General features: G+C 32.6%; 7 protein-coding genes. All 7 read right to left on the bottom strand.

Features of this window, described 5'->3' with window-relative positions:
* A partial coding sequence (locus H510_RS18865; protein ID WP_036692818.1) for a hypothetical protein occupies nucleotides 1-1,421 on the bottom strand: 1,421 nt, incomplete at its 3' end.
* Nucleotides 1,422-1,514: 93 nt separating this feature from the next.
* On the bottom strand, nucleotides 1,515-2,063 hold the full coding sequence (locus H510_RS0112630) for a 3'-5' exonuclease (protein ID WP_026904659.1): 549 nt from the start codon (nucleotides 2,061-2,063) through the stop codon (nucleotides 1,515-1,517).
* 2 nt (nucleotides 2,064-2,065) lie between these two features.
* A complete protein-coding gene (locus H510_RS0112625) occupies nucleotides 2,066-2,737 on the bottom strand; it encodes a hypothetical protein (RefSeq protein WP_026904658.1) in 672 nt (223 codons plus the stop codon).
* Nucleotides 2,737-3,315 carry a hypothetical protein gene (locus tag H510_RS0112620; RefSeq protein WP_026904657.1) on the bottom strand — a complete coding sequence of 193 codons (579 nt, stop codon included), beginning with the start codon at nucleotides 3,313-3,315 and terminating at the stop codon, nucleotides 2,737-2,739. The genes H510_RS0112625 and H510_RS0112620 overlap by 1 nt, the downstream gene beginning before the upstream one ends.
* An 82-nt stretch (nucleotides 3,316-3,397) precedes the next feature.
* Nucleotides 3,398-3,973 (bottom strand): hypothetical protein, encoded by a 576-nt coding sequence (locus H510_RS0112615; protein WP_036692814.1) that lies wholly within the window; start codon nucleotides 3,971-3,973, stop codon nucleotides 3,398-3,400.
* A 5-nt stretch (nucleotides 3,974-3,978) separates the two neighbouring features.
* Nucleotides 3,979-6,846 (bottom strand): hypothetical protein, encoded by a 2,868-nt coding sequence (locus tag H510_RS0112610; RefSeq protein ID WP_026904655.1) that lies wholly within the window; start codon nucleotides 6,844-6,846, stop codon nucleotides 3,979-3,981.
* Between the two features lie 2 nt (nucleotides 6,847-6,848).
* Nucleotides 6,849-8,258 (bottom strand): hypothetical protein (locus H510_RS20250; protein ID WP_036692812.1); only part of this gene is annotated, 1,410 nt, incomplete at its 5' end.

Here is an 8,258-nt window from a genome sequence, read left to right as displayed (position 1 = left end):
CCTTCTACAATTAGCGGAATACCATCTGCTTCAATAGCTGTAATGTTGAAATCTCCGTTGCCATCAAAACTGACTAGTACAGCAATCTCAGCATCGTTGCCTAAAGCATCCTTAAAACCTTTTACTTTTAAGCTACCGCGAATATTAGAGCTGATGATGCTGTTTTGAAGAAAAGTAATATCGAAAGCGTTTAGGCTTATCTCGAAACCACCAATTTTTTTATAGAGTAAATCGGTATCGTTATCCCGCTGTAAACCAATGGTGCCAGAGAAGCCTCCGGTGCCGATGAATAGGTTTTCACCAATAATCTCTACCGAGCTAGGTGGTGCATCTTCGTTTTGTAACCAGGTTTGGGGTAGGCTGATAGTAGCAGATTCTATAAATACACCAGTAAAATCATTGCTATAGCCGGCAGCATCTGCCTGTGGAATGTTGGTGGTCTTGCTTAAATCCAGTAAGGCATTGCTAAACTCGATAATTAAACCGGTATTACCAATTTGAGAGTATTGAGGTATTAAAGAACCTCCTATCTGAGCTTTATAACCAATGCCTGCTTCTGTATCTGCATATAGTAAGGCTTCTGCAAATTTGAATTTAGTAGTTCCCGCTATAATATTGCCATTTACATCTACCGGTTGCAATACTGTTGTAGGAAATTCTATAGCAGCAGAAAGCTTTAAGCTTACTTTGGCTTTGGGTATAATCAATTTACGGATAAAGGCTTCTATTCCCTCTGGTACAATAAGGTTATAAAATTCCTGTAAACGGGTATTGACAATTTCCAAATCATCATCCAGCAGGTAAAGGCCAAACATTAATGGCGAAACACTTTTTGGAATATTTGGATTTTGATTGATTAGCGAAACTACAGAAGAAACAGTTGGCTCTTCATTAGCGGGTAAAACTAAGCCTGCCGATGGAAAAAATGTATTGATATCATTTACCAACTGTTCAAACTTATTGGTAGTTTCATTTACAGGTTCTACAAAATAATTTAAGGTATGGGCCAATACCTGGTCTTCTGTTACCCTGAATATTTGTAAGCCCAGCTCATAGAATGCTTCTGGTGTGAAAGAAAAACCTGATAATTTAAATGCCCGTAAATAAGCTAATATTTCCCATTGATATTCCAGAGTAACTGGGAAAGATGAAATATTAGGATCTCCTTGTTCATCCGGGTTTAAGATTAAACGTAAGCCAAAAGGCAGGTTTAAGCCAATTTCCCGTGAGACAATATCCAGACTGTAAAAGGCTGCATCACCCCTGTAGCTTTTAGAGTATTGCAGGTTTTTGTAATGGATTTTATCAAAGATACCTGCTAATCCTTCGCGGGCGAAGGATAAGAACTCGGGTAAATCATCTAAAGTAATGACTTCTGATAATTTTGGATAATATCTTTTAGCTACGGCTGTTGTTGGCATGTTTTTCTGGTTTATGCTTATTCCTTTTCCTTTTGTTATCTCTGATTTTTTATAAACTCATTTATTTTGTAGAAGTAATAATACTATCCATTACTATTCATTCAATATCCACTTTAAAATTTTAGCTATATTTTTAGCATCATCCACTCCTCTATGATGAGTTCCTTCCAAAGGAATCTCTAATAACGCTAGTGCTCCTGCCATGCCTTGTTCATGAGTTAACTTTCTTTTTAGCGCAAATAAAGTTTTCACATTAATATGTGAGGGCCCCATTGGATTCCCTATACCTAATGAATTACATTGTCTTTGAAATTGCTTATAATCATAAGCACCGAAGCTTGCCCAAGCTCTACTCTGTGATTGATATTCTTTTTTTAAAATATTACAAGCTTCTTTGAAAGATATAGCCTGTTCATCTAATAGTTGCTGAGTAATGGTAGTTAAAGAAGTGCAAAATTCGCTTAACTCAGATCGTTCAGGTATTACTAATATTGCCCTGCTATCTGAAATCTCTCCGCTCTGTACATCCAGTAAACATAAGCCTATTTCAATGATGTCACTTTCCATTCCTACAGGAGCCTTATCTTCCCAACAGGTAGCTTCTAAGTCTATGATGAGTATTTTGTCTAATTGTTTTGCCATAGTTAGATTGTACTTGAAGTAGGAAGTAATAGTGAAGCACTATGATAGTATGGATGACTGGTCCATGGAAATAAAGAGCTTAGCATAAAATGGTTGAATATATTTTGATTATTTTTGATATAATATTCTTTATGATCAAAACCTGTAAGATTAACCCATACACAAATCTCACCTGGTAATAAGCTTGAATGATTGTAGTTGAACTGTAATGTACCATATCTAGCTACTAAATCATCAAAATCAGGAAAACCATCTAAATTCGATAAATAATAAGTTTTTCGAGTTCTAATTATTTGGTCATTTAAATGATTTATTTCCTGATGCGCGATAAGTTTTCCTTCTGTATTATAAACAATCTTGCCTTTACTAAGTTGTGAAACACCGGTGTAATAGACATATTGCCACAAAGAAAATCCTTGTCCTAATTGTTTGTTGAAATAATATGTACCTGTCTTACAAACATTCTTAAATTCATTGATAACATCATTTATATTTTCATTAAGAGATAAAAAATACTCACCATGTTCTAACTCATTTGTTGCGGAAAATTCCTCTCTCTTTTTCAAAAATCCGTATTCATAGTATTCTTTAAAATACTCATCATTTAAGTGCTTTACCTGCTGAGGAGTTAGAATCTCATCAAAGTAATTTTTGTATTTTATTTCTGTATTCATCAACTTGTAGGTATAAGTGGTTCTGCATGTTGATAATACTCCTTTCCTTGCCATGTAAAGGGCTCATCAGGATCAACTCCAATTCTATTAGGATAGATCACGTCTCCATACGGTTTATCATAAATCATCAAACAATTGCCTGTATGAGGATCATATTCAAAAAAATACCGTTCTTCACCATTCTCATAAAAGGATTTCTCAGTATCCCTTGGAATTAATTGGTTTGTCTGAACATCAAATTTTGTAAAACAAATATCGTTACCTTGCTGATCCCATACCGTTACCCATTTACCCATAAGTACAGCATTTTTAAAAGATAACATCTCCTGAACTTTATAATTATTGGTATAATAAGTATAGTAAAAAGATGTATCTGGTTCATTTAATAAAATATTACTAATTTGAACATTTGATGTCACAAAGTAACTTTTGCTTATTAATTGGTTGAATTCATAGCGCTCTTTTTTAGTTGGAATTCCATTAACCAAAAACACCTTATTATAAGCGTCCATTTGTTTAGTCTGCTCAAAAGTTACATCTTGACCTAAATCGCTGTTATAATTGATTGTATTTGCCATATATTAAAATTTTAAGTAAGGAGCTGTATCAAAGCTTTTCCCTTTAATAATTATTGATATGTCCAAATCCTGAAAGTACTCATCAACTTGTAGGTATAAGTGGTTCTGCATGTTGATAATACTCCTTTCCTTGCCATGTAAAGGGCTCATCAGGATCAACTCCAATTCTATTAGGATAGATAACGTCTCCATAAGGTTCATCATAAATCATCAAACAATTGCCATATTGATCATATTCAAAAAAATATCTTTCTTCACCATTTTCATAAAATGATTTTTCCGTTTTTCCTGGAATAATGTTATTTGTTTGTACATCAAACTTTGCATACCCAATAAGATTATTTTGTTCGTTCCACACAGTCGCACTTTTATCGGTCAACATACCATTTTTGTATGATCGTATTTCATGAACTTTATAAATACTCTGATAACGCACAAAGTCAAAAGAACTATTAGGTTCTCTCAAAAGAATATTATCAATTTCTTCCGTCGATGTAACATTGTAGCTTTTGTTAACTAACTTATTAAGTTCATAACGTTCTTTTGAAACAGGTACATTATTTTCCAAAAAAATCTTATTATAGGATTCCATTTGTCTTGTTTGCTCAAATGTTACCTCTTGTCCAGAATCGCTCCTATATTTAATTGTTGTTGCCATATTTTTCAAAATTTTAAGTATGGGGCTGTATCAAAACTTTTTCCTTTGATTATTATAGATATGTCCAAATCCTGAGAAAAGATTTGTCTATCACGAAATTCTTGCATAAATGTTTTTCCTGTTGAAAGTTCACCGAACTGCCTATTCTTGATATAGCCTTTGCTTATTTGCTTTTCAATTCTTTTTATAGCCGCTTCGTACTTAATCATATCGATGACTCCTTTACTATCAATATAATTGCCTTTTAACTTTTTATATATAATTCTCTTTATCTCGCCTAATTGCTTTTCATCTATAAAAATTGCAATATCAACATCCTTACTCAAACTAGTCCTTAAAGACGATCCTTGTATTCTAACATCAGTTGCGGGAATACCAAAATCTTCAATTAAATCTGTCATTTCATTTTTAAACTGGTTAAATTCGCTTAGATTATTAAATTTAAAAGGATACTTTCTAGGCTTGATTACAGTTGCCCATGTTGTTGTCTGTGTTATTAAATTTTCTGTACTAATTTGCTTATTAATGTATGCTCCATTCACTAGTTTACCCTTTCTATAACTAATGGCTAAAAGCCCTTCTAATTCATCATATATTAATCCACTGGAAAATCCATTGGCAATTATTTGGTCTAAACCTACTCCTGTATGTAGAGGATCATCTGAGACAATTCCTCCGCTTAGAATTTTTCTAATTTCAAACTGATCGCTTTTAGAAATTTTTGAATTAACATTATTAACAATTCTTGATTTATATTGATTTACTAAAGCTATGACTGTTTCATTAGCTAAACCATGAATTTTCACAAGCGTATTTCTTGCTGCAACGCCCCTCGCATCAGAAACAAACTCATCGGGCCAAGAACCCGTATTAAAATCATCTACAAGCTTTTTTGCAGATATTTTTAACATATTTTCGGCAAGTACACTACCTCCAGCAGAGAACAATTCAATCCAAAGTATATTTTCTTTTATCCATTTAAACCATGGTTCATTTGCATAGATTGAATTTTCACTAATTTTTATCAATAAACTCGTAGTTGCAGCCGAAACATTAACAAATTCAGAAGCAATAGTTGTATAAAGAGAAAATAGTACTGCTGAACCACTTTCTGTACCTGCGACAACTGCTTCGGTAAATCCAGATAAAGTTCTTAAATACTTTAACTTTGTGATAAAGCCGTAACCTCCCGCTGCAATTGACACAACATCTATAAAATAACCCACTGCAGTATTGAAGTCGCTTTCGTCTCCTGCATCGTCAATGTATTTTAGAACGAAAATTGGGATTAGACTATTGATATTCTCAGGATTACCATCTTCATTACCCTCAATTACTGGTAAACTAATGATGGTCTCTTGACTAGTATTAACAAGTGATACAGATTGGTAATAATGATAAGTTCCATATAAGCCTGGGGAAGAATTATTGACATAATCATCCTTTACTGCTAGTATTTTTTCTTGTGGAGCATCTTTAGTATTATTATAAGACCTAAAATCAAAATCAAAATCTTCTCTTTCGTCTAAGCTGGAGAAATAAAATTTAAAGTTATCGAAATAAAAACCAGCGAATGAAGTAGAAGAATAATCTAACGATATAGGAGATGCATCGAAATATAAGGTATTATTATCTAAACCTAGTATTGACGAGAAAAAGCTATTATTTGTATCAGGATTAGTAGCCAGTTTATCATTATAAATAAACTTACTAAGGCTTGTTTGATTAAATGTTGAGTTCTTGTATGGGTTATATTCACTTATTTTCCAAAGCTCATACAATGCAAATACAAATTCTCTTTTATTATTGTTACCAATACCTAAAATAGAATCATCAATTTTTGAATATATACTAAGAAATAAAGAAAACTGAAAATGTCCATACTTGTTGGTATCTACTAATCCGTTTAAGAAGGTATCTACTTGTAAAGGAGTAACCGATTTAACTATACTAACTATTAATTTTTCATAATCGATAGAGCTAAAAATGGATCTTACAAGTACATTCTTAACAATAAAATCCAAAAGTTCTAATTTAATTTCTTCAGAAAGAATAGATAAACTATTAGGAGACATCACACTTGCTAACCAGAATAATTTTTTAACTCCAGTGGCATTTTGAATATTGAATTGATTACGATAAGCACTTCTGTAAAAGTTAAATGTAGATTTATAATAATTTTCAAACTCTGCTAATGTACTTGTATCTGAAAATACCGGTGTAAGTTCCCAATAATTCTTTTGTTCATCAATTAAATTCGAGAATTCACTAAAAAGGTTGAAAATTCTATTATCAATATTTTCAATAACTTTTGCTGTTAACGCTAAGAACTTTGCATTTTCCTTAGTTGTTTCGGTATCATCAGATGTTAAAGTAAAGACTAAATTTGTAGTATAAAAACTATTACTTAAGTCTGAAAAACTAAATGGCTCTTCAGTAAATGGACCTGTTAAGTTAAGTTTACCATCAACATTCACATAATCAACCTCAGGATTATATAAAAAACTGCATTTTTTATTTATAGGAAAATAGAAACCTGGAGTTGTTGTGTTCTCCTTTACATCTAATAAAGAAATATTTACTTCTTCATTTTCATCAGCTTCTATAAATGAGGTAAATCTTCTTAAATTACTTACATAAACAGAGGGGGTTATCAGATATTCCAAAAATTGTTTTTCATCAAAATAACCCGCTATATCTTCCTTTTGATAAGCTGCTTCATCAGTTCTTAATTCTCCTTTATTGAAATGACTGTAAGTAATATTTCCAACTCTAAAACTCATTAGAAATCCTTCTGTAACTGAAAACATCAAATCATCAAAACCAGTTGTCTTGATTACCTTTCCTCCCTTAATAATTGCTGTATTTGCCATATCTATAGAGTAAAATCAAGATTTATTATTGAATTTTCATCATCCGTTACATAATCACTATATGCTTTCGAGAAATAATATTTTCTATCTAATGAATAAACAGTTATTGCCATCCCGGGAACAGAAAGCTTTAAACTACCATCAATTAATTCAGATACAATTCCAATTTTATATTTTTCATATTGTATATTTTCTGATGAGACAAATAAATTCTCATCTTCAAAAAGATCTTCAAGTAATAATCTTGGATTATTTAACTCATTACCAGTTATTAATTCCTTTAATAGGTCATTTTCTAGGTTTGTTATACCTAAAATGATTTTATTAACAATTGAATTGTCATATGATTTCAACTCTAAACCTGTTATTGTTAATGTTGAGTCTGTAAATACTTTTATCTGATGATAAAAAGGAAACGGGAGCTTATAAATTGTATCTCCATTTACATTTCCTGATACTGATGGTGAAGATTTTGCTTCTAGTGAAAAATTAGAAGTTAAACCTAACGCTGTGTTTAAAATATCAATGACATCTGTAACATAAATTACTCTTTTTAAGTTAGGCTCATTTACTACAGTTGCTATTTCATCTTTTACCAAGGTGGTTTGTACTGCACTGATACCCTGCTGCTTTTTATCGTAGTAATGGTTAATCAATTTTAACTTTTGAAACGTGATGCTGCTATACGAATTATCTATGGTAGCCTGTAACAAAGGGGTAGCTTGTAATTCGCCAAATACATCATCAAAGAAATTGGGAGATGCATAAACATCTTCTTCTTCATTATCCTCGTTGATGATCTGCCCGGCCAGGTAGCTGTATGTTTTCCCCTGGTAAAGCAGGATATTGAAAGTAGCGATGGTGTATTTTGTTCCTGCTGCTCCGCTTGCCGGGTTAGAGAGGGCAATGGTTTTGGTGAATATACTTTCATTACCTTCCGTATCAACAGGTTGTTTCAGGTTATCTGCATCTATAAAATTGTTCGCCTGGGCATTATCTATTTGCGCCACCTGCCCATACAACATAGCATTTTGGTTATTATCCGTTACCAGTTGCAAGTAAAGCTTGTTGCTTGTCTCGCTATGGTTCTGAGAGTCGCTCAGGATCAACAATGGCCAGCCATCAGTTTGGTAAGCTCCCTCTGCTAATGTACTTTCTGTATCACCTATTTTAAGACTGTTAGCAGAGACATCATCTATAAGGTAATTATCATAAAAATTATAGCTGCGGGTACGGTCGCCCTGGATATACAGGTAAAGATTATTTTTGGTATAGAAATTCTGGATGACATCAGTATAAATCTGTTCTCCTTTTTTAATCTGTACTGTCCCGGTGTGCTTTAATTTTACTTGTCCTTTATCTGTAGAGGCATGAAAACCAAAATAGGCTGCTGCATCTAAAAACTGGAAGAT

Origin of the sequence: Pedobacter glucosidilyticus DSM 23534, assembly GCF_000425145.1 — a bacterium.
Classification (GTDB): domain Bacteria; phylum Bacteroidota; class Bacteroidia; order Sphingobacteriales; family Sphingobacteriaceae; genus Pseudopedobacter; species Pseudopedobacter glucosidilyticus.
Note: the sequence above shows the minus strand (reverse complement) of the source record. Positions and strands in the feature narration are given on the sequence as shown.

What these genes read in the sequence shown, in the direction of transcription:
- H510_RS0112630 (WP_026904659.1), bottom strand. Translation starts at nt 2,063, where the DNA reads ATGGCAAAACAATTAGACAAAATACTCATCATAGACTTAGAAGCTACC.
- H510_RS0112625 (WP_026904658.1), bottom strand. Translation starts at nt 2,737, where the DNA reads ATGAATACAGAAATAAAATACAAAAATTACTTTGATGAGATTCTAACT.
- H510_RS0112620 (WP_026904657.1), bottom strand. Translation starts at nt 3,315, where the DNA reads ATGGCAAATACAATCAATTATAACAGCGATTTAGGTCAAGATGTAACT.
- H510_RS0112615 (WP_036692814.1), bottom strand. Translation starts at nt 3,973, where the DNA reads ATGGCAACAACAATTAAATATAGGAGCGATTCTGGACAAGAGGTAACA.
- H510_RS0112610 (WP_026904655.1), bottom strand. Translation starts at nt 6,846, where the DNA reads ATGGCAAATACAGCAATTATTAAGGGAGGAAAGGTAATCAAGACAACT.